22 protein-coding genes and 1 riboswitch are annotated in these 25,492 nt (G+C 47.3%); of the genes, 5 read left to right on the plus strand and 17 right to left on the minus strand.

What is annotated here, in order from left to right:
- Nucleotides 1-299: 299 nt before the first annotated feature.
- The gene (gene purH / locus HGT70_RS16085; protein WP_071433358.1) at nucleotides 300-1,889 is read left to right on the plus strand and encodes a bifunctional phosphoribosylaminoimidazolecarboxamide formyltransferase/IMP cyclohydrolase; all 1,590 of its coding nucleotides are present in this window, start codon (nucleotides 300-302) and stop codon (nucleotides 1,887-1,889) included.
- A gap of 17 nt (nucleotides 1,890-1,906) precedes the next feature.
- Complete coding sequence (gene purD / locus HGT70_RS16090) at nucleotides 1,907-3,187, plus strand: phosphoribosylamine--glycine ligase (RefSeq protein ID WP_214196538.1); 1,281 nt, start codon at nucleotides 1,907-1,909, stop codon at nucleotides 3,185-3,187.
- A 33-nt stretch (nucleotides 3,188-3,220) separates the two neighbouring features.
- Here purD and HGT70_RS16095 read toward each other — a convergent pair whose 3' ends face one another.
- The 7 genes from HGT70_RS16095 to nudC all read right to left on the minus strand — a co-directional run bounded on the left by HGT70_RS16095 (nucleotide 3,221) and on the right by nudC (nucleotide 8,459).
- Complete coding sequence (locus tag HGT70_RS16095) at nucleotides 3,221-3,883, minus strand: DUF1481 domain-containing protein (RefSeq protein ID WP_071433354.1); 663 nt, start codon at nucleotides 3,881-3,883, stop codon at nucleotides 3,221-3,223.
- 93 nt (nucleotides 3,884-3,976) lie between these two features.
- Nucleotides 3,977-4,249: a nucleoid-associated protein HU-alpha gene (hupA, locus tag HGT70_RS16100; RefSeq protein WP_048911275.1), complete on the minus strand. Its 273-nt coding sequence runs from the start codon at nucleotides 4,247-4,249 to the stop codon at nucleotides 3,977-3,979.
- Nucleotides 4,250-4,424: 175 nt separating this feature from the next.
- Complete coding sequence (locus HGT70_RS16105) at nucleotides 4,425-5,021, minus strand: YjaG family protein (RefSeq protein WP_071433352.1); 597 nt, start codon at nucleotides 5,019-5,021, stop codon at nucleotides 4,425-4,427.
- A gap of 62 nt (nucleotides 5,022-5,083) precedes the next feature.
- Nucleotides 5,084-5,758 carry a deoxyribonuclease V gene (gene nfi / locus HGT70_RS16110; RefSeq protein WP_214196539.1) on the minus strand — a complete coding sequence of 225 codons (675 nt, stop codon included), beginning with the start codon at nucleotides 5,756-5,758 and terminating at the stop codon, nucleotides 5,084-5,086.
- Between the two features lie 2 nt (nucleotides 5,759-5,760).
- Nucleotides 5,761-6,825 (minus strand): uroporphyrinogen decarboxylase, encoded by a 1,065-nt coding sequence (gene hemE, locus HGT70_RS16115; protein WP_214196540.1) that lies wholly within the window; start codon nucleotides 6,823-6,825, stop codon nucleotides 5,761-5,763.
- A 115-nt stretch (nucleotides 6,826-6,940) separates the two neighbouring features.
- Entirely contained in the window at nucleotides 6,941-7,453 is a 513-nt protein-coding gene (locus HGT70_RS16120; protein WP_214196541.1) for a bactofilin family protein, read from the minus strand.
- A gap of 235 nt (nucleotides 7,454-7,688) precedes the next feature.
- Nucleotides 7,689-8,459 (minus strand): NAD(+) diphosphatase, encoded by a 771-nt coding sequence (nudC, locus tag HGT70_RS16125; RefSeq protein WP_338327982.1) that lies wholly within the window; start codon nucleotides 8,457-8,459, stop codon nucleotides 7,689-7,691.
- 79 nt (nucleotides 8,460-8,538) lie between these two features.
- Between nudC and HGT70_RS16130 the strand changes: the two genes are divergently transcribed.
- From HGT70_RS16130 to thiE, 3 genes are all read left to right on the plus strand, one after another.
- Complete coding sequence (locus HGT70_RS16130; RefSeq protein WP_214196542.1) at nucleotides 8,539-9,093, plus strand: Rsd/AlgQ family anti-sigma factor; 555 nt, start codon at nucleotides 8,539-8,541, stop codon at nucleotides 9,091-9,093.
- Between the two features lie 84 nt (nucleotides 9,094-9,177).
- Nucleotides 9,178-9,278: riboswitch (TPP riboswitch) on the plus strand.
- An 87-nt stretch (nucleotides 9,279-9,365) separates the two neighbouring features.
- Entirely contained in the window at nucleotides 9,366-11,285 is a 1,920-nt protein-coding gene (gene thiC / locus HGT70_RS16135) for a phosphomethylpyrimidine synthase ThiC (RefSeq protein WP_214196543.1), read from the plus strand.
- Between the two features lie 4 nt (nucleotides 11,286-11,289).
- The gene (thiE, locus tag HGT70_RS16140) at nucleotides 11,290-11,913 is read left to right on the plus strand and encodes a thiamine phosphate synthase (protein ID WP_214196544.1); all 624 of its coding nucleotides are present in this window, start codon (nucleotides 11,290-11,292) and stop codon (nucleotides 11,911-11,913) included.
- A gap of 28 nt (nucleotides 11,914-11,941) precedes the next feature.
- On the opposite strand, the gene HGT70_RS16145 is transcribed toward thiE, so the two are convergent.
- From HGT70_RS16145 to HGT70_RS16190, 10 genes are all read right to left on the minus strand, one after another.
- Nucleotides 11,942-13,012, minus strand: coding sequence for a DUF1176 domain-containing protein (locus HGT70_RS16145; protein ID WP_157725202.1), 1,071 nt, complete (start codon nucleotides 13,010-13,012; stop codon nucleotides 11,942-11,944).
- A gap of 78 nt (nucleotides 13,013-13,090) precedes the next feature.
- Entirely contained in the window at nucleotides 13,091-17,311 is a 4,221-nt protein-coding gene (gene rpoC / locus HGT70_RS16150) for a DNA-directed RNA polymerase subunit beta' (protein WP_071433336.1), read from the minus strand.
- An 81-nt stretch (nucleotides 17,312-17,392) separates the two neighbouring features.
- Nucleotides 17,393-21,421, minus strand: a complete 4,029-nt coding sequence (gene rpoB / locus HGT70_RS16155; protein WP_214196545.1) for a DNA-directed RNA polymerase subunit beta — start codon at nucleotides 21,419-21,421, stop codon at nucleotides 17,393-17,395.
- A gap of 330 nt (nucleotides 21,422-21,751) precedes the next feature.
- Entirely contained in the window at nucleotides 21,752-22,117 is a 366-nt protein-coding gene (gene rplL / locus HGT70_RS16160) for a 50S ribosomal protein L7/L12 (RefSeq protein ID WP_071433332.1), read from the minus strand.
- A 66-nt stretch (nucleotides 22,118-22,183) separates the two neighbouring features.
- The gene (gene rplJ / locus HGT70_RS16165) at nucleotides 22,184-22,681 is read right to left on the minus strand and encodes a 50S ribosomal protein L10 (protein ID WP_071433330.1); all 498 of its coding nucleotides are present in this window, start codon (nucleotides 22,679-22,681) and stop codon (nucleotides 22,184-22,186) included.
- 301 nt (nucleotides 22,682-22,982) lie between these two features.
- The gene (gene rplA / locus HGT70_RS16170) at nucleotides 22,983-23,687 is read right to left on the minus strand and encodes a 50S ribosomal protein L1 (RefSeq protein WP_071433328.1); all 705 of its coding nucleotides are present in this window, start codon (nucleotides 23,685-23,687) and stop codon (nucleotides 22,983-22,985) included.
- A 3-nt stretch (nucleotides 23,688-23,690) separates the two neighbouring features.
- Nucleotides 23,691-24,119, minus strand: a complete 429-nt coding sequence (gene rplK, locus HGT70_RS16175; RefSeq protein ID WP_048912867.1) for a 50S ribosomal protein L11 — start codon at nucleotides 24,117-24,119, stop codon at nucleotides 23,691-23,693.
- Between the two features lie 139 nt (nucleotides 24,120-24,258).
- Nucleotides 24,259-24,804 (minus strand): transcription termination/antitermination protein NusG, encoded by a 546-nt coding sequence (nusG, locus tag HGT70_RS16180; protein ID WP_048912868.1) that lies wholly within the window; start codon nucleotides 24,802-24,804, stop codon nucleotides 24,259-24,261.
- 1 nt (nucleotide 24,805) lies between these two features.
- A complete protein-coding gene (gene secE / locus HGT70_RS16185; RefSeq protein WP_071433326.1) occupies nucleotides 24,806-25,192 on the minus strand; it encodes a preprotein translocase subunit SecE in 387 nt (128 codons plus the stop codon).
- 225 nt (nucleotides 25,193-25,417) lie between these two features.
- Nucleotides 25,418-25,492 (minus strand): EF-Tu C-terminal domain-related protein (locus tag HGT70_RS16190; protein ID WP_197724836.1); only part of this gene is annotated, 75 nt, incomplete at its 5' end.

A 25,492-nucleotide genomic window follows, 5' to 3' on the forward strand; every position in this document is an offset into this window, starting at 1 on the left:
CGAATCGCTTCAGTCCCTGTCACCGCGCTGCGTATCGTGCTTTGCCGTGTCAGTGGTTGCGCATTATAGGGAGTTCCAAAAAAGGCGCAATACCTTTTTTACTAAAATAATACTGACTGCTGCATTCCACAGCAAAAGCCGGGGTTATACGTTGTTATCCACAGATTTACTCACAAAGCCTTAAAATTTTCATTTAACGCGAGATCCACGCAAACGTTTTCGCTACAATAAAGCCCTGTTAATGATAAAAGCGATGACGCTTTTATCTTTCCAAACTGCAACTCCAGAGGTTTACTTCTATTATGCAACATCGTCCTGTACGCCGTGCCTTACTTAGTGTCTCTGATAAAACGGGGATCGTTGACTTTGCACGAGGCCTCGCTGAACACGGTATCGAACTCCTCTCAACTGGCGGTACAGCTCGCTTATTAGCAGAAGCGGGATTAACTGTTACAGAAGTGTCAGACTACACTGGCTTTCCAGAAATGATGGATGGACGCGTCAAAACGCTACACCCTAAAATCCACGGCGGTATTCTCGGACGCCGAGATAAAGATGCTGCGGTCATGGCAGAACATCATATCCAGCCGATCGATATGGTTGTTGTAAACCTCTACCCTTTCGCAAAAACCGTCGCAAATGAAGATTGCACTCTGGAAGATGCGGTCGAAAATATCGATATCGGCGGACCTACCATGGTTCGCTCAGCAGCGAAGAACCATAAAGACGTCGCAATCGTCGTTAACAGTACTGACTACTCCCCTCTATTAAAAGAGTTGGCCGACAATGATCGAGGCTTAAGCTTAGCGACACGTTTTGACCTCGCGATTAAGGCTTTCGAGCATACCGCTGCATACGACGGAATGATTGCCAATTACTTTGGACGTTTAGTACCTGCCTACCACAGTGAAGAGAAAACCCCTTCTGGGCAATTCCCACGAACGTTGAATCTTAGCCTCATCAAAAAACAAGATATGCGTTATGGTGAAAACAGTCACCAGCACGCTGCCTTCTATATAGAAGACACGCTTTCAGAGGCCTCGGTCGCGACAGCCGTCCAACGTCAGGGTAAAGCGCTTTCATATAACAACATTGCTGATACGGACGCCGCGCTTGAGTGTGTTAAAGAATTCGAGCAGCCAGCCTGCGTCATCGTAAAGCACGCTAATCCCTGCGGCGTGGCGACAGCAGAGAATCTACTCGACGCTTACAACCTAGCGTATGCAACAGATCCAACCTCAGCGTTTGGTGGCATTATTGCATTCAACCGTGAATTGGATGCAGAGACAGCACAGGCCATCATTAGCCGCCAATTTGTTGAGGTGATTATCGCGCCGAGTATCAGTGCAGCGGCATTAGCCATTACGGCCACTAAACAAAATGTACGCGTCCTCACCTGTGGTGAGTGGCAACAACGTCAGCCTGCTTACGATTTCAAGCGGGTTAACGGTGGCTTGTTGGTACAAGACCGCGACTTAGGAATGGTTAGTGAGGATGAATTAACTGTCGTCACTAAGCGTCAACCGACTAAAGAAGAATTACGCGATGCCCTCTTCTGCTGGAAAGTCGCCAAATTCGTTAAATCCAATGCGATTGTCTATGCAAAAAATAATCGGACTATCGGCATTGGTGCGGGCCAAATGAGCCGGGTCTACTCAGCGAAAATTGCTGGTATTAAAGCCGCCGATGAGGGCCTAGAAGTCAGTGGTTCAGCAATGGCGTCAGACGCTTTCTTCCCCTTCCGCGATGGTATTGATGCAGCTGCTGCCGTAGGTATACGTTGTGTCATTCAGCCAGGCGGGTCGATTCGCGATGAAGAAGTGATCGCCGCTGCAGACGAACACGATATTGCGATGATTTTCACTGGAATGCGGCATTTCCGCCACTAATGACGAGGTCTTAGTTAATGAATATTCTAATTATCGGTAATGGTGGGCGTGAGCATGCCTTGGCATGGAAAGCAGCTCAATCCCCCCTAGCGACTAAAGTCTTTGTGGCACCAGGTAATGCCGGAACGGCACTTGAGCCAACGCTAGAGAATGTGGCGATCGACGCTACGGATATTCCTGGGTTACTTGCCTTCGCACAACGCGAAGAGATTGGCTTAACCATCGTCGGCCCTGAAACACCTTTAGTTTTAGGTGTTGTTGATGCGTTTCAACGTGAAGGCTTGACTATCTTTGGCCCCACACAAGCCGCCGCCCAATTAGAAGGGTCGAAATCTTTTACTAAGGATTTCTTAGAACGCCACAAAATCCCGACTGCGGACTACCAAAATTTTACAGAGATTGAGCCGGCTCTCGCTTATTTACACCAGAAAGGCGCACCTATCGTGATCAAGGCTGATGGCCTAGCGGCAGGTAAAGGGGTCATCGTCGCGATGACGCTCGAAGAAGCAGAGGCAGCAATCAACGATATGTTAGCGGGGAATGCCTTCGGTGACGCCGGGCATCGTATCGTGATTGAGGAGTTTCTTGAGGGTGAAGAGGCGAGCTTTATCGTAATGGTCGATGGTGAACATGTCCTTCCAATGGCCACCAGCCAAGACCACAAGCGCGTAGGTGATGGCGATACTGGCCCGAATACTGGAGGGATGGGGGCGTATTCTCCTGCACCTGTCGTCACTGATGATATCCACCAGCGCGTCATGGATCAGGTCATCTGGCCCACCGTGAAGGGTATGGCTCAAGAAGGTAATTCTTATACTGGCTTCCTCTATGCCGGATTAATGATTGATGCTACGGGTCAACCTAAAGTCATCGAATTCAATTGTCGATTTGGTGATCCTGAGACTCAGCCCATCATGATGCGTCTACAATCCGACTTAGTTGAGTTATGCCTAGCGGGTAGCACCGGCCGTTTGGATCAGGTGGACTCGGTATGGGATGAACGCGCAGCACTTGGGGTTGTGATCGCAGCTGGCGGCTATCCTGATGCCTACCGTAAGGGCGATATCATCAAGGGATTACCTCAGAACGACAATAACGATACCAAAGTATTTCATGCTGGGACCGCGTTGTCTGGCGATGAGGTAAAAACTATCGGTGGGCGAGTGCTTTGTGTCACAGCCCTCGGTACCACTATCGCCGATGCGCAACGAGCGGCTTATCAGTTAGCAAGCCAGATCCAGTGGGAGGGAAGTTTCTACCGCCATGACATTGGGTATCGCGCTATAAGTCGCGCATAATAATCAGTAGAGGCTAACACTTTTTCTTAGCCTCTACTTTTTCTCAACGTCAGGCCGCTGTTGGCATATATTGCGTGCGGTCATTAATAGTACCTGCTGGCCTTCTGGTGCATCTAACCACGCTACATAGACCGGTGCTTGTCGTGATAGACGATTTAGCTGGGCATTATCCTTATTCTCGAACGAAAATTGCTCAAGCGCCCCTTCACAACTCTCTACCTGTTGGGCAGCTAGCCAGCGCCCTTGATGTAACGCGACTCGCCCACTAATCAGATCGCGACTCACTTCTGCAATGCGTTGTGCTTCAAACTTTGCCAGTTCAAGTTCGTTAACCGTTAAGGGTTGCCGATTCACTGCAGACTTCCGTTGCATAAACGTCGTAGTGCCATCGATACGACTGAAGCGAGCGTCGAGGCTATCTTCGGGACCTTGTAAAGATTTTTTTGAGATACTGACCAACTGCTGTTGATTCCAGTGGTAGCGTGTTTCAGTCTCATTTGACCCGTTGAAAGGGGTAAAAATGGTATCAAGCGTCGTAAAGCCTGCAGACGATGTATGCTGCCAAATTCGTACTACACCCCTGTCAGCTAAATACCCGGTCGCATGACTTTCGGGCTTCGTTTTGAATAGGGCGCAACTACAGAGCGAACAAATAACAGGAAGGATAAGTAGAGGTCGGTAAGAGAGCAAGCGCATAGCTATCTCTGCAATGTATACGAGGGAACCAAGGAAGAGATCAAGAAGGGGAGAGTTCCCCTTCCGATCAAACCTATCACTGTAAAGATACGCTTATTTCACTGCATCTTTCAGAGCTTTACCGGAAACAAATGCAGGAACATTTGCTGCAGCAATTTTGATCTCTTTACCAGTTTGCGGATTACGACCAGTACGCTCTGCACGGTGATTAACCTTGAAAGTCCCGAAGCCTACTAGCTGAACCGCATCACCTTCTTTCAGAGACTCAGTGATCGCAGAAAGAGTCGATTCCAGAGCTGTTTTAGCTTGGGCTTTAGACAGATCCGCTTTTTCGGCGATCGCATCAATCAGTTGAGTCTTGTTCATAAGTTATCCTTAAAGTGTATTTATCGCTTGCCAGTCACGAGAGCAAAAAGAATCGATAAACCCTTTTCTGCCGCCGCGTTCTGATAGCCTCAAGATTAGCCCCTCAAATGTAGACTAGACAGGGGGCGATTGTGAAGCCTTCAGTACAGGTTATTTGGCTTCGATACCAAATTTCTTAATTTTTTTGCTCAAAAAACACACCAATATTACTTATTGCGTCTTCGCGTAAGTCTTGGCGGAGTCCTTTGATCAAATCAAAGTCACGCTCCTCACACTCAGCAAGCAGGCGAAAAATCTCCCACTGAGCGTCCCACTCATCAATTACCGCAGGGTTATCTTTCAGTTCATCGTCTGAAAGCTCACGCCCACTTTGCGTCATCTCGAGCATTGCGACGGTAGTAATCGACGTCTCGCTCACTGAGACAGCGTGCTCTAAAGTTTCACCGCTTAAGCGGGAGTGAACCAATTCGCTCAATGCGACACATGCATCGATGGCAGGATATACCCCGTAAATCTCAAAATCGTCGCCAGAGGGGATAGCTTCTTCAAATTTTTCCAGCTGGCTGTCGAAATTAACTTTCGCATCCTTGACCAATAGAGTCTCCCAAACGAGATCGAGGATACGCCGATAAAGATGGGCATCAGCGAAGCCGGTATCGTGGCAGAAGACTTGATAATTAGGGTACATACGCTCACAGAGGCATGCCATAAAGGTAACATGCTGCCAGCTTTCAAGCTTAGCGAGGCGCAAATGGATTGGGTTACGTAACATTCAGGATACTCATTATTAAATCGCTGCTGGCAGTGTATCGCAAATCAACAGGTTTATCAGCGTTATTGTCGGGCTAACCATCGCTGAAAACTCGGGCGATTAGAGGCTACAGCATCTGCCCAACGCGTAGGTTCGGGTAGGCGATAACCCCGTAAGCATTGTTGTGTCCAATATAATGCTGAGGCAGCGCTAATTTTGTGCCCAACGGAAATAAATAGTGGGTTACAGCGGATTTTACTGCGTAATACCCAGCCGATCGATTTATCTTGGTAATGAAGCGCCGATGTGGTCCCAGGGTTCGCACCGACTTCATTATACTCACCCCATAATCGCCGCTTTGCCACACCGATGGTAGGAATATCGGCGACCAGCCCAAAATGACTCGCGACACCTAAGCCTCGTGGGTGGGCCACCCCTTGCCCATCAATAAACAGTAAATCCGGCTTGATGGTAATTTTCTGCCATACCGCTTCCAATGCCGGAAGCTCTCTGAACGAGAGATAGCCAGGAATGTAGGGTAGCGTGACAGGAACGCGAGCCACTTGATAATCGACCAGTGCTAGTTGCGGCCACGTCATGACAACCATGGCCGCTCGCGCTATTGAGCCCTGCGCCTCAAAACCTACATCTCCCCCCGCGATAAATCGTGGGGAGAGGTCGCCCGGTGTATCGTGTTGAATAACTTCCGCGGCGTACTGTATCTGCAGGGCTTTCAATTGCGCGAGATTATGGCTCACGATTAGCGGTGGTAAGCGGCAGAGAGCCGGTGAACCGACTCGACGAACACCCCAGCATTTTCAGGGGGGACATCTAAGTGTATGCCATGACCTAAATTGAAAACATGCCCACTACCTTGACCATATTGATCGAGAATAGTTTGGACCTCGGCTTCAATACGCGCTGGCTGCGCATAGAGGATAGAAGGATCCATGTTACCTTGTAGGGCGACACGATGCCCCACTCGCTGTCTCGCTTCATCGATACGTGTCGTCCAGTCGAGTCCAATAGCATCACAGCCAGTGTCTGCGATTTGCTCCAACCACTGCCCGCCGCCTTTGGTAAAGAGTGTCACAGGCACGCGACGACCTTCATGTTCACGGATCAGCCCATCGACAATCTTATGCATGTAGTTAAGTGAAAATTCTAAATAATCCCTACCGGTTAATACCCCGCCCCACGTATCAAAAATCATTACCGATTGCGCACCGGCCTTAATCTGTGCGTTAAGGTAACTCGTGACGCTCTCAGCCACTTTTTCTAACATCAAGTGTAGGGCTGCAGGTTCGGCATACATCATTTTTTTCACTTTAGTGAATGCCTTACTCCCACCACCTTCCACCATGTAGGTCGCCAGCGTCCAGGGGCTACCAGAAAAACCAATCAACGGCACTTCACCTCGTAAGTTTTTACGGATAGTGCGTACGGCATTCATGACATACCCTAATTCTTGTTCAGGGTCAGGGATTGGAAGCTTTTTGACGTCAGCAATGGTTTGAATAGGCGAACTAAAGCGTGGCCCCTCTCCTGCCTCAAAATAGAGACCGAGCCCCATTGCATCGGGGATAGTTAAGATATCGGAGAAGAGAATCGCTGCATCTAACGGAAAACGGCGTAACGGCTGTAGCGTAACCTCACAAGCAAGCTCGGCATTTTTACATAGAGACATAAAGTCTCCGGCTTCAGCTCGGGTTGCCTTATATTCTGGTAAATAACGTCCCGCTTGGCGCATCATCCAAACAGGCGTCACATCCGTAGGCTGGCGTAACAAAGCACGTAAATAGCGATCGTTTTTTAATTCATTCATTTTCTAGGCTCTCTTTAGTCTCAGCCTAGTGTAACAGTTATTTAAAAAAATCGTGGCGACTACAGACTAAATTATTTTCTTAACATCGTCGTTCGCCTACCGCTATCACTTGTATTTATTTCGAGTTTGTAACTTTTGCAGAGTCCTCGAGACTCCCGAGTGAGAGCAATGGCGCGACATTATCTTTACTTGAACCTACCGTATTTTTTGCTGCCTTCTCAATCGTATACTGAGAATTACCGTTAAAGATACCGCCCCGTTCAATCGATAGTTCACTGGCGTGAATGTCGCCATCTAGACGCCCTTGTGAGAGGATCTTAACTGCAGTAGCTTCACATCGACCCTGCAAATACCCGTTTATAGTGATTTTATCAGCAGTTAATGTGCCTTGTACCCTCCCTTCCCTACCGATACGAATTGAGCGGCTACTACGAATGTCGCCTACTACGCTCCCTTCTATTAATACGTCCGATTCGTTACTAATTTCACCGCTAAGTAGTGTTCCTTTCGCAATCAATGTTTCTTTTATTACACGTTCTTCTTTCGGTGGCGTGGATTCAGTAATAGATAAATTTAACTCATTTTTTATAGGGTCGAATTCATTCGTTTTCTTTTTAGCTTTAAACATAAATACTCTTATAGATTGTTGACGAAAATAAACCGCCACGGCAACGCATATCGCTACCCATACCGTAGCAAGTAGGATCCCATTGACGAGAGAGAGATGAGGGGAAATATAAGCGATAAGTAAAATCCCCCATATAGCCCATAGCACCCATAATAGGGTGAATTGATCATTGCGCATGGGCGATAGGTAATACCGTAAATCAACAATAAGAATATTGTGTGAGATCAGCTTTCTGTTAGTCTCGGCGACAAAGCACGATTGTGTCTTCAATCAAACGGCGTGCAATAGTTCCAACTTCAGGTATTAACGGGAGCTGTGAAACGTTAAACCACCCCGCGCTCTTAAGTTCATGAGGATCAATATTGATTTCTCCGCTCTCATATTCTGCCGTAAACGCACACATCAAAGAGTGTGGAAAAGGCCAAGGTTGGGAGGCTACGTAGCGAAGATTCTTAATTTTTAACCCACTCTCCTCCATGACTTCTCGATGCGCGCACTCCTCCAATGTTTCACCTGCCTCAACGAATCCGGCTAGTACGGTAAAAATCGGCCGTTTGTGCCGCTGATGCTGCGCCAGTAAAATAGTGTCTCCCTTGCGAATTGCGACAATAATGCAGGGGGCGATCTGTGGGTAGTAGCGCTCACCACAGTTATCACAGAGGCATGCAAACTCTTTCTCGGAATGCTGCATTTCGCTACCACAGTATCCGCACCAGCGATGTGAACGATAGAACTCAGCGAGTTGGACACCCCGTCCTACCAGCTGAAAAAGCTGTTTATCAGCGTTCAGTAAGCGGCGAACATTTTCCATGTCGGTGGGCTGACTTTGGCAAAGTAACCAGCAAGGTTTACCAAGGTATTCACCTATTTGCCGCGCTAGTCCGCTATCTAGGCCTAGGTCTGCCGCATTCGCGCAAGGGATCTCCCCATTAGGTAACCAGACATTTCGCCCATCACTACACACCCACCAGCCCTCTTCCGCCATTACACTGTCGTTCTTAGCCACACGACGCCTCCTTAAAGTCAGATGATTTAAATAATATAGTCTACGCTTAAGTAACTAACCTTATTCGGAGCAGCCTATTATGCTGACTAAATTAGCTAACTTAAGTGAAAAAATTACAGTGAGTCACCCTATGATTGATCAGTGGCTCGCTAGCCGCCGGCAATTGTTGGTTGCTTACTATCAACTCGTAGAACTCACGACAAAGAAAAATTCTAACGAGATCTGTGACGATACCGTTCTAAACACTTTCTGCGCGAGCTTAGTCGACTACCTTTCATCGGGACATTTTAAGCACTACCAACAAATCGAGATGCTTTTAGCTTCTCAAGACCAACTAAAAATCATCAGCGCTTTCTATCCTCAACTCGAAACCAGTACGGATACGCTACTTGCACTGCATGATACTTATTTAGAACCCGCAATATCCAAGGGTGAAGTTCCTAAGTTACGTGAAGCCATTTCACAGGTAGGTCTTCATCTTGACTCATTATTCGATTTGGAAGATCAGATGCTATTGTCGACCGAACTCGTAACGTCTCAACAAACTCAACCGACTTTAGCGTCAGTAGTCCCGATGCCAGCTAAAAGTGTTCAGAGCCAGATTGCCTTGACGACGCCAACGTTGGACAGTTGATAGTGGCTATTGTCAATTATTCTGAATAAGGTTATGGTGCGTTAAGGGGAGCAATCCTCTCTGCTATAAAAGCAAGTTAGCTTATTTATCTTGTCGGAGTGCCCTTATGGGCTGAGACCGTTAATTCGGGATCCGCGGAACCTGATCAGGTTAGTACCTGCGAAGGGAACAAGAGCCGATTTTTTACCCTGGGCCGTCTTCACCTCATTCAGGGTACATTGCTCCTTCCGAACTCCGGACAAGCATTTTTCTTCCAATGTCGAGAAACTGCTATGTCTGAAACATTATCACGCCGAGAAAAGCGCCAACGCGCGCAAGAATTTCTACAAGATCTTACTGGTGCGACTTTTCCAAACTCAACCCGAGAATGGTTGTTAGGTACAAGGAATGATATCCGCGTCCCGGTCAGGATGATCCACCTCTCACCCACGCTAAATAGCGATGCCTCGGTTTATGAAGAAAACCCTTCGATTCCAATCTACGATACCTCCGGCCCCTTTGGCGATCCTGCGTCCTCTCCTAATGTGCATAATGGTATTGCGCCGCTGCGTACCGAGTGGATAGCTGAAAGAGGAGACTCTAGTACAATCGAATATACCGCCTCTGACTATACCCAACAGCGCTTATTAGATGCGACACTAGAAACGATCCGCTTTCAAAAACCGTTTCAATTCCGTAAAGCCACTGCGGGTACTTGTGTCACACAACTCCATTACGCTCGGCGCGGTATCATCACTCCGGAAATGGAGTTTATTGCCATCAGGGAGAACCTAGGCCGCGCGACACTTCCCGATAGCGAATTATTGCAACAACATCCTGGCGCCCCTTTCTGCTCACAGACCCCGCAAGAAATTACGGCTGAATTTGTTCGCCAGGAAGTGGCCGCAGGGCGCGCTATCATCCCGGCTAATATAAATCATCCTGAATCTGAACCAATGATTATTGGTAGAAACTTCTTGGTAAAAGTAAATGCGAATATTGGCAACTCTGCGGTCACCTCTTCTATAGAGGAAGAAGTCGAGAAACTGGTCTGGGCGACACGCTGGGGAGCCGACACGATTATGGATCTCTCTACTGGACGCAATATCCATGAGACTCGAGAATGGCTTCTGCGTAACAGTCCAGTGCCCATCGGTACTGTTCCCATTTATCAAGCATTAGAAAAAGCTAACGGTATTGCAGAGGATCTCGATTGGCCTCTCTTTCGCGATACGCTGATTGAACAAGCGGAGCAAGGCGTCGACTACTTCACGATCCATGCCGGTGTGTTACTCCGTTACGTCCCTATGACGGCCAAACGCCTGACAGGGATTGTTTCACGTGGCGGATCAATTATGGCAAAGTGGTGCTTATTCCATCACCAAGAGAACTTTCTTTACCAACATTTTAGGGAAATATGCGAAATTTGCGCGGCCTATGATGTCTCGCTCTCCTTGGGCGACGGGTTACGCCCTGGCTCGATTCAAGATGCCAACGATGAGGCACAATTCGCCGAGCTAAGAACGTTAGGTGAACTCACGAAGATTGCATGGGAATACGATGTGCAGGTGATGATTGAAGGCCCTGGCCATGTGCCCATGCACATGATCCAACGTAATATGACAGAACAGTTAACTCACTGTGAGGAAGCGCCCTTTTATACCCTCGGACCGTTAACCACCGACATTGCTCCCGGTTACGATCATTTTACTTCGGGCATTGGTGCAGCCTTTATTGGCTGGTTGGGCTGTGCCATGCTCTGCTACGTCACGCCAAAAGAGCATCTAGGATTGCCAGACAAAGAGGATGTCAAACAGGGTCTCATTGCCTATAAAATCGCGGCACATGCTGCCGATTTAGCTAAAGGTCACCCTGGCGCGCAGGTGAGAGATAACGCCATGTCAAAGGCGAGATTCGAGTTTCGGTGGGAGGATCAATTTAACTTAGCATTAGATCCTGACACTGCACGGAGGTTTCACGACGAAACCCTGCCACAAGCCTCTGGCAAAGTCGCTCACTTCTGCTCAATGTGTGGCCCGAAATTCTGCTCGATGAAAATCAGTCAAGAGGTGAGGCAATTCGCCAAGGAAAATCCTAGAGAAAATCCCCTTACTGAAGATATTGAGGGACAAATGCAGAAAATGGCTAAACAGTTTAAGAATGTGGGTGGCGAAATCTATACACCTATCCTTCCAGAAATAGAGCGGACCTAATACCATGCAATTTCCCAGCGTACCGTTACATCTCGGCCTCTATCCCGTCGTCGATAGCGTTATTTGGATAGAGCGTTTACTAACTGTAGGGGTAAAAACCTTGCAGTTACGTATTAAACACTCTGACTCAGCGCTTAAACGCTCAGAAATCCACCGATCCATAGCCTTAGCTAGGGAATATAATGCTCGGTTATTCATCAATGACGAGTGGCAACTCGCTATCGAATATCAGGCTTATGGAGTTCATTTGGGGCAAGAGGATTTATTGACGGCGGATTTAGCGGCTATTGCTAAAGCAGGACTGAGGCTCGGCGTTTCGACACACAGCGATGAAGAAATTGACCGGGTTTTACCTATTAATCCCTCATACATTGCACTAGGACCTGTCTACACTACCCAAACAAAGGCAATGGCCATGCCACCGCAAGGTGTTAACAAAGTGGCTGAACATGTTGCAAGGCTCGGGGCCATCCCAACAGTTGCGATCGGCGGGATCTCTCTAGAGAGAGCCAAAGACGTACTGCAGACAGGGGTCGGCAGCATCGCGGTGGTCAGTGCTATTACACAAGCCGCCGACTGGCATGCGGCCGTTACCGCTTTTCAGCAATTGATTACTGAACAGCGTTAAAAACTGATATAACAGAGTGAGCATCTGCTCACTTTGTCTCTTTAAAGCCCGGGCTTAACCATACCGACGGCCAATTTCCTGGTTCCCCACCATCACAGGTTGGTTGGTTGTGATAGCTCATTAGCTCGAAACCTTTTCCATTAAATCGCCACACTGCGCTTTCACCACAATCGGCTAGTCCACGGCCACGAGCAGCATGATAAAGCAGGCCTCGTTGAACATCGTACTGCGGATCGGTAAACCAGCTAATACTTTGTGCATCGCCCTGATTACTCCGCAAAGGGATCGGTAGATCTAGCATCTTGGCACGCTCAGGATGGCTTCTCGGCACTACAAAAATAAGCGACGAAGATTGATAAGCCCCCGTAACACAATTAATCATTACTAGTGCATGCAGACTATCGAGAGGTTTCGCACTACTTTTCTGTAATGTCTCATCCTCAGGAGTACATTCTTGGTCGGCAAGGAGACTGGCTTGAGAGGTGAGTACCGTCTCAATCAATTGACGAGGATCTTTTAAGGGTAAAGGCTTAGCTAGCCCCGCTAATCGCGGCTCCACAGCATAACGATGGGGAACATCGTTCGCGTTGGCTTCGCCTGGAGCGAGAAGCGCAGTACGATTATGTAATCGTCCTTGCCGTTCATCAATAAAATTAAGCGCACCCATCAGTCCAGCCAACGAGGTACCTTCATCAGCATCCTGCGAGAGAGAGAGCGTAGAGGCATTCGTAAGGAGCTGCAGAAAGGCTTGTATTTGTACTAGAGAATTTGATGAATAACCGGCTGCATCGTGACGACTATCGGCTTGATGCGATGCCAAAGTCGTTTGCCAACGCTTACCATCAACCCATATGCCTTCCGGGGTATCGCTATCATATCCTGCCATATCCAATGAGATAACGCCTCTAGGCCCGGCTTGATAAGTCAAAATAATCCGAATGTCTTCGTCCGGATTCGCGTTTCGGACATCACAATCGTTAAGATTGTTACAGGTAACTTGCCATTGCTGGAATAACCGTTGCACCGGTTCAGACGCGTCACATAGTGTACTGAAAAACATCCCTGCGAGCAGTGGGAGTAACTTCCATCGCATCTTCATTCAGGATCCTTAACAGGGAAGAAGTAGGACGACATAAAAAAACCCTGCCTAAGCAGGGTTTTTCATTAACACATCTAATTACTCGTCTGAACCACCCAGACCTGCATTTAGCAGCTCTGCTAGGCTCGCGGAAGCTTCATCTGCAGTCACTTGTGGTGCTACAGGTGTTTCACCTTGCTGGCGACGGCGCATACGTTCTTGATGGTATGCATAACCGGTACCGGCTGGGATCAAGCGTCCAACGATAACGTTCTCTTTCAGACCACGTAATTCATCACGTTTACCTGCCACGGCTGCTTCAGTTAACACGCGCGTCGTTTCTTGGAACGATGCTGCAGAGATAAATGACTCAGTTGCCAGTGACGCTTTGGTAATCCCTAACAAGTCGCGATGGAATGTTGCAGAAATTTTTCCATTCGCTTCTAGTTCGCGGTTAGCGATCAGGATACGTGAAACTTCTGCTTGCTCACCTTCTAAGAAGTCGGTGCTACCGGCAGAGGCAATCGTTGCCTTACGTAACATCTGACGAACGATAACTTCGATATGCTTATCGTTAATCTTAACGCCTTGTAAACGGTAAACTTCTTGTACTTCGTTAGTGATATAACGAGTTACTGCGTGTACGCCACGTAGACGTAAGATGTCGTGAGGTGACTCTGGGCCATCTGACACTACATCACCGCGTTCAACACGCTCACCTTCGAAGACGTTCAGCTGACGCCACTTAGGAATCATCTCTTCGTACGGATCGCTACCATCAACTGGTGTGATCACTAAACGACGCTTACCTTTGGTTTCTTTACCGAAGGAGATGATACCGCTGATTTCTGCCAGAATCGCCGGCTCTTTCGGACGACGCGCTTCAAACAGGTCAGCAACACGTGGCAGACCACCGGTAATATCTTTAGTACCGCCAGATTCCTGAGGAACACGCGCTACAGTATCACCTGAACTGATTTGTACACCATCTTCAAGCTGGACAATTGCATTGCCTGGCAGGAAGTATTGTGCTGGCATATCAGTACCTGGCAGCATGACATCATCACCTTTCGCATCAACAACTTTGATCGCTGGGCGGAGGTCTTTACCACCTGAAGTACGATCTGCAGTGTCCATGACCACCAGCGAAGAGAGGCCTGTCAGCTCGTCAGTTTGACGCGTGATGGTTTGGCCATCATTCATGTCAACAAAACGTACAAAACCGTTTACTTCGGTGATAACTGGCATGGTGTGCGGATCCCAGTTTGCAACGGTATCGCCCGCTTCAACCTGCTCGCCATCACCTTTCGCCATGACCGCACCGTAAGGAACTTTATAGCTCTCTTTAGTACGACCAAACTCATCGATCATCTTCAATTCGGTGTTACGTGAAGTGACAACCAGTTTACCGGCTGAGTTGGTTACCGACTTAGCATTGCTTAGACGGATAGTCCCTTTATTCTTCACTTGGATGCTTGATTCAGCAGCCGCACGAGATGCCGCACCACCGATGTGGAACGTACGCATCGTCAGCTGTGTACCCGGCTCACCGATTGATTGTGCCGCGATAACCCCGATGGCTTCACCTTTATTGATGATATGCCCACGTGCTAGGTCACGACCATAGCAGTTTGCACACACACCGAAGTCAGTCGCACAACTTACTACTGAACGAACCTTGATGCTATCAACCGAGTTCTCTTCTAATACGTCACAGATGTGCTCATCCATTAATGTATTACGTGGAACAAGAATATCTGCAGTACCAGGTTTCAATACATCTTCTGCGGTTACACGACCCAATACGCGCTCACGCAATGGCTCTTTAACGTCGCCACCCTCGATAACCGGAGTCATCAGGATACCTTCGTGAGTACCACAATCGTCTTCTGTCACGACCAAGTCTTGCGCAACGTCGACTAAACGACGCGTCAAGTAACCGGAGTTAGCAGTTTTCAATGCGGTATCCGCAAGACCTTTACGAGCACCGTGGGTTGAGATGAAGTACTGGAGTACGTTCAAGCCTTCACGGAAGTTTGCCGTAATCGGCGTCTCGATGATTGAACCATCTGGTTTAGCCATCAGACCACGCATACCTGCAAGCTGACGAATCTGCGCGGCGGAACCACGAGCACCAGAGTCGGCCATCATGTAGATACTGTTGAAGGAAACCTGTTGTTCTTCTTCACCGTTACGGTTAATTACCGTCTCAGTTTGCAGGTTTTCCATCATCGCTTTAGAGACACGTTCGTTAGCTGCGGCCCAGATATCGATCACTTTGTTATAGCGCTCGCCTGCAGTAACCAGACCAGATTGGAACTGTTCTTGGATTTCTGCAACTTCCGCTTCTGCTTCAGCGATGATTTCAGTTTTCGCTGCTGGGATCACCATATCATCGATACCTACTGAAGCACCTGAACGTGCAGCGTAAGCAAAACCGGTGTACATAGTTTGGTCAGCAAAGATAACTGTTGGTTTCAAGCCTAGGATACGGTAACAAGTGTTAAGCATCTTAGAGATAGCTTTCTTGCCTAACGCTTGGTTAACGATTGAGTAAGGAAGACCTTTAGGCACGATCATCCATAGAATCGCACGACCAATCGTCGTATCAACAATACTTGTACTTGATACTAATTCGCCTTCGTCAGTCTTAGTGAACTCAGTGATACGCACTTTTACGCGAGCATGCAGTTCAGCAAGACCAGCACGGTATACGCGCTCAGCTTCTTTAGGACCAGTCAGAACCATGCCTTCGCCTTTGGCGTTAACACGATCACGGGTCATGTAATACAGACCCAATACAACGTCTTGAGAAGGAACAATGATTGGCTCACCGTTCGCTGGAGACAAGATGTTGTTAGTAGACATCATTAGCGCACGGGCTTCTAACTGCGCTTCAAGCGTCAGCGGCACGTGCACAGCCATTTGGTCACCATCGAAGTCGGCGTTATACGCCGCACAGACCAACGGGTGAAGCTGAATCGCTTTACCTTCTATCAGGACAGGTTCAAAGGCTTGAATACCTAGACGGTGAAGCGTTGGTGCACGGTTAAGTAACACTGGGTGCTCACGGATAACTTCATCCAAGATATCCCAAACAACCGCCTCTTCACGCTCAACCATTTTCTTCGCAGCTTTAATGGTTGTCGCAAGACCGCGTAATTCTAATTTTCCGTAGATAAATGGTTTGAACAATTCCAACGCCATTTTCTTCGGTAGACCACATTGGTGCAGGTGCAGGTATGGACCAACAGTAATAACTGAACGTCCAGAGTAGTCGACACGCTTACCTAACAAGTTCTGACGGAAACGACCTTGCTTACCTTTGATCATATCGGCGAGCGATTTCAGAGGACGTTTGTTCGATCCAGTGATAGCACGTCCACGACGACCGTTATCCAGTAATGCATCAACCGCTTCTTGCAACATACGTTTTTCGTTACGAACGATGATATCTGGCGCAGCTAGATCCAACAGACGTTTCAAACGGTTGTTACGGTTGATCACACGACGGTAAAGATCGTTGAGATCTGATGTCGCAAAGCGTCCACCGTCCAGCGGTACCAAAGGACGAAGATCCGGTGGTAAAACTGGCAGTACTGTTAAGATCATCCACTCTGGTTTATTTCCAGATTGAACGAAGGCTTCAAGCAGCTTGATACGCTTAGTCAGCTTCTTGCGCTTAGTTTCTGAATTAGTTTCATTCAGCTCTTCGCGAAGTTGCTCGCACTCTTGCACAAGATCCATGTTTTTCAACAGGGCTTGAACGGCTTCTGCACCCATCTTGGCGTCGAATTCGTCACCAAACTCTTCTAAGGCATCCAGATACTGCTCTTCAGTTAGGATCTGGCGCTTTTCAAGATTAGTCATACCGCCTTCGATCACAACATAAGATTCGAAGTACAGTACGCGTTCGATATCACGCAAAGGCATATCGAGTAATAAACCGATACGCGAAGGTAATGATTTCAGGAACCAAATGTGCGCAGTAGGCGTTGCTAACTCAATGTGACCCATACGCTCACGGCGTACTTTAGTCTGAGTAACTTCAACACCACATTTTTCACAGATCACACCACGGTGTTTAAGGCGCTTATACTTACCGCATAAGCACTCATAGTCTTTTACCGGTCCAAAGATACGTGCACAGAAAAGACCGTCACGCTCTGGTTTAAAGGTACGATAGTTAATCGTCTCTGGCTTTTTAACTTCACCGAATGACCAGGAACGGATCATATCTGGCGAGGCCAGAGCGATCTTAATTGCATCAAACTCTTCGGTCTTGGTTTGCGCTTTTAGAAACTTAAGTAAGTCTTTCACGGATTAGCTCCCGTCGGAGTGAGACTTCTCAGGAGAGCGGCCCGCAGCCAGCTCTCCTGTAACCAGTAGAAAATCGAGTGCTTACTCGTCTTCCAGCTCGATGTTAATACCCAGAGAACGGATCTCTTTCAACAATACGTTGAAGGATTCCGGCATGCCTGGTTCCATCTGATGATTGCCATCGACGATGTTTTTATACATCTTCGTACGACCATTAACGTCATCCGATTTCACAGTAAGCATTTCTTGCAGGGTATAAGCAGCACCATAAGCTTCAAGTGCCCATACTTCCATCTCACCGAAACGCTGACCACCGAATTGAGCTTTACCACCCAGCGGCTGCTGAGTAACCAAGCTATAAGACCCGGTAGAACGTGCGTGCATTTTATCGTCAACCAAGTGGTTCAGTTTCAGCATGTACATGTAACCGACGGTTACTTGACGCTCAAACTGCTCACCGGTACGACCATCAAATAGCGTGATCTGACCAGAGGTCGGGATATCACCAAGCGTCAACAGTTCTTTGATTTCGCTTTCTTTTGCGCCATCAAATACCGGTGTTGCAATCGGCATACCTTTTTTCAGATTCTCAGCAAGACGTAACACTTCTTCATCAGAGAAAGTGCTTAAATCGACTTTTTGACGAATATCAGTCCCTAAGTCGTAAGCGCGTTGAATAAACTCGCGCAATTTAGCCACTTCCTGCTGTTGTTTCAGCATGGTATTGATTTTGTCACCAATACCTTTTGCAGCCATACCCAAGTGAGTTTCGAGGATCTGACCGATGTTCATCCGTGATGGAACGCCCAGTGGGTTCAATACGATATCGACTGGCGTACCATCTTTATCGTACGGCATATCTTCGATCGGGTTGATCTTGGAGATAACACCTTTGTTCCCGTGACGACCCGCCATTTTATCACCAGGCTGAATTTGACGTTTAACCGCCAGATAAACCTTAGCAATTTTCAGAACACCCGGTGCTAAATCATCACCTTGAGTAATCTTACGGCGCTTAGCTTCAAGTTTCTTTTCAAACTCATGCTTCAGCTCGTCGTACTGTTCAGCCAACTGCTCTAACTGATTTTGTTTCTCTTCATCAGTAAGGCCCAGCTCCAACCAACGTGCACGTGGTAACTTATCGAGTTTTTCAGCTTCAACACCGCCCGCGATCAAGACGTTTTGAATACGGCTGAATAAACCTGCTTCGAGGATTTGCAACTCTTCAGACAGGTCTTTCTTAGCCTGCTTCAGCTGCATCTCTTCGATTTCTAGAGCACGTTTATCTTTCTCGACACCATCGCGTGTAAAGACTTGAACATCGATAACTGTACCAGAAACACCGTTCGGTACGCGTAAAGATGAATCTTTAACATCTGAGGCTTTTTCGCCAAAGATTGCGCGTAGCAGTTTTTCTTCTGGAGTCAGTTGAGTTTCACCTTTAGGTGTCACTTTACCAACTAAGATATCGCCGCCTTTAACTTCAGCACCAATGTAGACGATACCAGACTCATCAAGTTTAGAGAGCGCAGCTTCGCCGACATTAGGGATGTCAGCAGTAATTTCTTCAGAACCAAGCTTAGTGTCACGTGACACACAAGCTAACTCTTGGATGTGAATGGTAGTGAAACGATCTTCTTGAACCACACGCTCAGAAACGAGGATGGAGTCTTCGAAGTTATAACCATTCCATGGCATGAATGCCACACGCATGTTTTGGCCCAGCGCTAACTCACCGAGGTCAGTTGACGGACCGTCAGCCAAGACATCACCACGTTCAACCGGCTCGCCGAGTGACACACAAGGCATTTGGTTGATACAGGTGTTCTGGTTAGAACGCGTGTATTTGGTCAGGTTATAGATATCAATGCCCGCTTCACCTGCGTACATTTCATCTTCATTAACTTTGATAACGATACGTGACGCATCGACGTATTGAACCGTACCACCACGCTTAGCAACCGCAGTTACCCCTGAATCGACCGCAACCGCACGTTCCATACCAGTACCTACTAACGGCTTATCAGCGCGTAAGGTAGGGACGGCTTGACGTTGCATGTTTGCACCCATCAATGCACGGTTTGCATCATCGTGTTCTAGGAATGGAATCAACGACGCACCAACAGAAACAATCTGTTGCGTAGAGACATCCATATAGTCAACTTGATCACGACTAAACAAGCTCGACTCGCCTTTATTACGACAAGTCACTAAGTCGTCGATGAAACCAAAATTATCATCCAGGTTGGTGTTCGCCTGGGCAATCACGAAGTTTCCTTCTTCGATCGCTGATAAATAATGGATCTCATCCGTTACAACACTATCAACTACGCGACGATACGGGGTTTCTAGGAAACCATACTCGTTAGTTTGTGCGTAAACAGAGAGTGAGTTGATAAGACCGATGTTCGGACCTTCAGGCGTTTCAATTGGACATACACGTCCGTAGTGCGTTGGGTGTACGTCACGCACTTCAAAGCCCGCACGCTCACGCGTAAGACCACCTGGACCCAGAGCAGAAATACGACGTTTGTGCGTGATTTCTGATAATGGGTTGTTTTGGTCCATAAATTGTGAAAGCTGGCTTGAACCAAAGAACTCTTTGACCGCTGCAGAAATCGGTTTCGCATTGATCATATCTTGAGGCATTAATGTTTCTAAATCACCTAAAGATAAACGCTCTTTTACCGCACGCTCAACACGGACTAAGCCTACACGGAACTGGTTCTCTGCCATTTCGCCAACAGAACGAATACGACGGTTACCTAAGTGATCGATATCATCCACTTCACCGATACCATTACGGATACCGATAAGTTTTTTCATCACTTGGATGATGTCGTCATGACTCAGAATACCTGCGCCTTCGATTTCATCGCGTCCTAATGAACGGTTGAATTTCATACGGCCAACCGCCGAGAGATCGTAACGGTCTTCAGAGAAGAACAGATTCTCGAACAGATTTTCAGCCGCTTCACGCGTCGGTGGTTCACCAGGGCGCATCATACGGTAGATTTCTACCAAGGCGCTTAAGCGATCGCTAGTTGGGTCAACACGTAATGTTTCAGAAATGTATGCACCGTGATCAAGATCATTGGTAAATAACGTTTCAATACGTTTATGCCCAGATTGGCTCAGTTTTGCTAACAGATCTAAAGATAATTCCATGTTAGCGGCAACGATAAGCTCACCAGTAGCCTGGTCGATATAGTCTTTCGCTGCGACTTTACCAGCAATGTATTCAACTGGAACTTCGATATGTTGGATCTTATCTTTTTCTAACTGACGAATATGACGAGCGGTGATACGACGACCTTTCTCAACATAAACAGTACCGTTAGATTCGATATCGAAAGATGCAGTTTCGCCACGCAGACGTTCAGGAACAAGTTCCATCTGTAAGCGGTTGTCGCGAATTTCATAAGTAACTTTGTCGAAGAATAGACCAATAATTTGTTCAGTCGTGTACTCAAGCGCACGTAAAATGATTGTAGCTGGCAGTTTACGACGACGGTCAATACGAACAAATAAATTGTCTTTCGGGTCAAACTCAAAGTCTAACCATGAACCACGGTAAGGAATGATCCGCGCGTTGTACAGGACTTTACCTGACGAGTGCGTTTTACCTTTGTCGCTATCAAAGAACACACCCGGGCTACGGTGAAGCTGGGAAACGATAACACGTTCAGTACCGTTGATAACGAAAGTTCCGTTATCCGTCATGAGTGGAATTTCACCCATGTATACTTCTTGTTCTTTGATGTCTTTAACTGTGCCTTCTGGCGCTTCGCGCTCATAGATCACAAGACGTAACTTGACGCGCAGTGGTGCTGAGTAAGTCACCCCACGGATCTGACATTCCTGTACATCAAAGACGGGTTCGCCCAACCGGAAGCTTACATATTGTAGCTCTGAGCTACCGCTGTAACTCTGGATTGGGAATACGGAACGGAAAGCTGCTTCCAAGCCGTGTTGACCTTCGGGATCTTGCTCGATAAATTTCTGAAACGAGTCAAGCTGGATAGAAAGGAGATAAGGTATATCCAAAACTTGTGGACGTTTCCCAAAATCCTTACGAATACGTTTTTTCTCGGTATAGGAGTAAACCATAGGTTCCTCAGCTCGCTGACAAGTCGGCCTACGTTGTCCGCTTTAGTGGACAGTTATGCAACACTGTTATTATTTTTCACCACCAGACACAGAGCCTGTGGTGCAATACGTCTTTCTATCACTCTTAAATCATTTCATTGCTAGAGCGAGACAGGGAATCCCACGGAGATACCAATATATTAAGTCGTCGATAGAAAAAGATATTGATGAGTTAATCTGGAAGACACAGTGCGAAACACCAGTTTAACTCTTTAGCGCAAAAAGGCTGGCAACCATTATAGTCACCAGCCATCAGTCTGCAACTACTCAGACTGTAACCCGAAGGTTATCTTATTTGATTTCAACTTCAGCGCCAGCTTCTTTCAGAACAGCTTCAAGTGCAGCTGCGTCATCTTTGCTGATTGCTTCTTTGATTGCAGCTGGAGCAGCTTCAACCAGATCTTTAGCTTCTTTCAGGCCAAGACCAGTTGCGCCACGTACTGCTTTGATTACTGCTACTTTGTTAGGACCAGCAGCTTTCAGAATTACGTCGAATTCAGTTTGCTCTTCAGCAGCTTCAGCAGGACCTGCAGCAACCGCTACTGCCGCAGCAGCAGAAACACCGAATTTTTCTTCCATTGCAGAAACTAGCTCAACAACTTCCATTACGGACATTGCTGCAACAGCTTCCAGGATTTGGTCTTTAGTGATAGACATAACAATTGTTCCTAAAAATCAGAATTAGTTTAAACGTAAGCGAACACGAATGATAGAGAAAGTGGCTTATGCCGCTTCTTTTGCATCGCGAACAGCAGCCAGTGTACGAACCAATTTGCCTGCAGCGGCTTCTTTCATGGTCGACATCAGACGTGCCAGTGCTTCTTCGTAAGTTGGTAGCGTTGCCAGACGGTCAATTTGTTCCGTCGGGATCAGCTCACCTTCAAAGGCTGCAGCTTTAACCTCAAAGTTTGCATTCGCTTTCGCGAAGTCCTTGAACAAACGCGCAGCTGCGCCCGGATGTTCTAAAGAATATGCAATCAAGGTTGGACCGACAAACGTGTCTTTCAGGCACTCAAACTGAGTACCCTCAACGACGCGGCGTAGCAGGGTGTTACGAACAACACGCATGTAAACGCCAGCTTCACGACCTGCTTTACGCAGTTCAGTCATTTTATCTACAGTAATGCCGCGAGAATCCGCAACTACCGCAGACAGCGCACCTTTGGCTACTTCGCTGACTTCAGCAACAATCGCTTGTTTGTCTTGAAGATTTAATGCCATTAGCTTGTGCTCCTGGATTATTTAGCTAGATAGTTTACCTATCTAGAACTCACTTCACCCAAACTAAAATAACTTGGGCGCGAATACGGTGAGCAGAATCCAGAAAAAAATTTTAAGGTTCTGTCACCGTCTACGCAGGAAATTAAGTCTTTTACAAAACACCTGCGGTCTTGGACGGAGGCCTGGATAAGGCCAGGCTCCAACCGAAAATCTTGCGATAGTACTGAGTAAATCAGACTATTGCGCTCTCCATAGGAGAGAATGGGCGCAAATTTTAGTTCAAATTTCCACCCATGTCAACTTAGTTAGTTGATGCGTTCAGACCAGCTTGGTCGATTGCAACACCTGCACCCATGGTGGTAGACAGGCTAACTTTCTTGATGTAAACACCTTTAGCTGAAGTTGGTTTTGCTTTTTTCAGCGCAACCAGCAGAGATTCTAAGTTCTCTTTCAGTTTATCAGTATCAAAATCAACCTTACCGATAGTGGTATGGATGATACCGTTCTTATCGTTACGGTAACGAACCTGACCTGCTTTAGCATTTTTAACTGCTTCAGCAACGTTTGGCGTTACAGTACCCACTTTCGGGTTTGGCATCAGACCACGTGGGCCTAGAACTTGACCTAATTGGCCAACAACGCGCATTGCATCTGGAGAAGCAATAACAACGTCAAAGTTCATTTCGCCTTTCTTGATTTGGTCAGCCAAATCTTCCATACCCACTAATTCTGCGCCTGCAGCTTTAGCCGCTTCAGCGTTTGCACCTTGTGCAAATACTGCAACGCGAACGCTACGGCCAGTACCGTTAGGTAGGACAGTTGCACCACGAACGTTTTGGTCAGATTTACGAGCATCGATACCTAGGTTTACTGCAACATCAACGCTTTCAACGAATTTAGCAGTCGCTAATTCTTTCAGCAGTGCTACAGCTTCGTTGATGTCGTATTGTTTGGTGACAGAAACTTTTTCACGGATATTGCGCATGCGCTTGGTCAGTTTAGCCATTTCTTAGTCCTCCACTACCAGGCCCATGGAACGAGCAGTACCTTCGATAGAGCGAGTCATCGCTTCTACGTCTGCACCAGTCATGTCCGCTGCTTTAGTCTGTGCGATTTCTTGCAGTTGAGCGCGAGAAATTTTGCCGACTTTGTCTTTGTTTGGTTTACCAGAACCAGATTTAATACCTGCTGCTTTCTTCAGAAGAACGGCTGCAGGAGGAGTTTTGGTAATAAAGGTGAAAGAACGGTCGCTGTATACAGTAATAACTACTGGCGTTGGCAGGCCTTTCTCTAGGCTTTCTGTTTTTGCGTTAAACGCTTTACAGAATTCCATGATGTTAACACCTTGTTGACCTAGAGCTGGACCAACTGGTGGACTTGGGTTTGCCATGCCCGCTGCAACTTGCAGTTTGACATAGGCTTGTACTTTTTTAGCCATGATAATTCCTCTGTTGGGTATAGCGCCTAAAAAGGCTTCCCGTGGTTATTTAATCTATCGGGCCTAGACCCCATAAATATAAAAGGCGCGAAATTATAATTAAATTTCGCGCCTTATGCAATCAACTGTCGCTGATAAATTAAGCTTTTTCTACCTGACTAAAGTCTAACTCTACCGGAGTGGCACGGCCAAAGATTGAGACAGAAACCTTTAAGCGGCTCTTCTCATAGTCAACCTCTTCCACAACACCATTGAAGTCAGCAAAAGGACCATCGCTAACCCGTACCATTTCACCCGGTTCAAATAGGGTTTTAGGACGTGGTTTATCACCCGCTTGTTGCAAGCGATTCATGATGGCATCGACTTCTTTGTCGCTGATTGGCGCTGGGCGGTCTGATGTACCACCAATAAAGCCCATCACGCGCGGTACACTGCGCACCAAGTGCCAGCTTGCATCGTTCATGACCATTTGGACTAAAACATAGCCTGGAAAGAATTTACGTTCGCTTTTACGACGTTGGCCTGCACGAATTTCAACAACTTCTTCGGTCGGTACCATTACCTCACCAAAAAGTTCTTCCATATTGTGCAGTTTGATGTGTTCACGCAGAGAAACCGCTACGCGAGCCTCGAAACCAGAAAACGCCTGAACGACGTACCAGCGTTGTTTAGGTGCTTCAGACATTTCAGAACCTCAGACCAGTGATAAAGGATACTAGGCGGACTAGGATGCTATCCAATCCCCATAAAATGAGCGACATAATTGCCGTGACGATCGCAACAATAACCGTTGTCTGCAGCGTCTCTTGACGGGTTGGCCAAACCACTTTACGCACTTCGGTTTTTGCTTCACGTGCAAAAGAAACCGCTGCTTTACCTTTTGCCGTCGTAAGAAAAGCAATGCCGCCCGCTACCGCAATAATCACAACTACGCCTAGCGCGCGAAGTGGGAGATTAACTTCACGATAGAAGTAGTTACCTGCGATTGCGATAATCAATAGCGCAAAGACAACTACCCATTTGATTATTTCTAGGCCACGTCCACTCGCCTGAGCTTCAGTACTTGCACTCATAACAACCTACCACCATAAATCAAAAACTATTAAACCTCGCGATTGTTGCGAGGTAACCAACCCAGCCGGCATTTTACCATCTGGAGTTCAACGTCGCCCAGAGCCTGTCTCAACAATGATTTGGCTTCTAAAAAATCACTGATGAGCCAGGTTCTGTATCATCGCGAATAAAAAGGGCATCAAATGATGCCCTTTTCATGTGCATGACGTCAAATATTATCGTAATTAAGCGATAACTTTAGCAACAACGCCCGCACCTACGGTACGACCACCTTCACGGATTGCGAAACGTAAGCCGTC

The organism is Rosenbergiella collisarenosi, assembly GCF_018494085.1.
In the GTDB taxonomy this organism is placed as follows: Bacteria; Pseudomonadota; Gammaproteobacteria; order Enterobacterales; family Enterobacteriaceae; genus Rosenbergiella; species Rosenbergiella collisarenosi.

Excerpts from the sequence above, each read along its gene's own strand:
- purD (WP_214196538.1), top strand. The coding sequence starts at position 1,907 with ATGAATATTCTAATTATCGGTAATGGTGGGCGTGAGCATGCCTTGGCA.
- HGT70_RS16095 (WP_071433354.1), bottom strand. The coding sequence starts at position 3,883 with ATGCGCTTGCTCTCTTACCGACCTCTACTTATCCTTCCTGTTATTTGT.
- hupA (WP_048911275.1), bottom strand. The coding sequence starts at position 4,249 with ATGAACAAGACTCAACTGATTGATGCGATCGCCGAAAAAGCGGATCTG.
- HGT70_RS16105 (WP_071433352.1), bottom strand. The coding sequence starts at position 5,021 with ATGTTACGTAACCCAATCCATTTGCGCCTCGCTAAGCTTGAAAGCTGG.
- hemE (WP_214196540.1), bottom strand. The coding sequence starts at position 6,825 with ATGAATGAATTAAAAAACGATCGCTATTTACGTGCTTTGTTACGCCAG.
- HGT70_RS16120 (WP_214196541.1), bottom strand. The coding sequence starts at position 7,453 with ATGTTTAAAGCTAAAAAGAAAACGAATGAATTCGACCCTATAAAAAAT.
- HGT70_RS16130 (WP_214196542.1), top strand. The coding sequence starts at position 8,539 with ATGCTGACTAAATTAGCTAACTTAAGTGAAAAAATTACAGTGAGTCAC.
- thiC (WP_214196543.1), top strand. The coding sequence starts at position 9,366 with ATGTCTGAAACATTATCACGCCGAGAAAAGCGCCAACGCGCGCAAGAA.
- thiE (WP_214196544.1), top strand. The coding sequence starts at position 11,290 with ATGCAATTTCCCAGCGTACCGTTACATCTCGGCCTCTATCCCGTCGTC.
- HGT70_RS16145 (WP_157725202.1), bottom strand. The coding sequence starts at position 13,012 with ATGAAGATGCGATGGAAGTTACTCCCACTGCTCGCAGGGATGTTTTTC.
- rpoB (WP_214196545.1), bottom strand. The coding sequence starts at position 21,421 with ATGGTTTACTCCTATACCGAGAAAAAACGTATTCGTAAGGATTTTGGG.
- rplL (WP_071433332.1), bottom strand. The coding sequence starts at position 22,117 with ATGTCTATCACTAAAGACCAAATCCTGGAAGCTGTTGCAGCAATGTCC.
- rplJ (WP_071433330.1), bottom strand. The coding sequence starts at position 22,681 with ATGGCATTAAATCTTCAAGACAAACAAGCGATTGTTGCTGAAGTCAGC.
- rplA (WP_071433328.1), bottom strand. The coding sequence starts at position 23,687 with ATGGCTAAACTGACCAAGCGCATGCGCAATATCCGTGAAAAAGTTTCT.
- rplK (WP_048912867.1), bottom strand. The coding sequence starts at position 24,119 with ATGGCTAAAAAAGTACAAGCCTATGTCAAACTGCAAGTTGCAGCGGGC.
- nusG (WP_048912868.1), bottom strand. The coding sequence starts at position 24,804 with ATGTCTGAAGCACCTAAACAACGCTGGTACGTCGTTCAGGCGTTTTCT.
- secE (WP_071433326.1), bottom strand. The coding sequence starts at position 25,192 with ATGAGTGCAAGTACTGAAGCTCAGGCGAGTGGACGTGGCCTAGAAATA.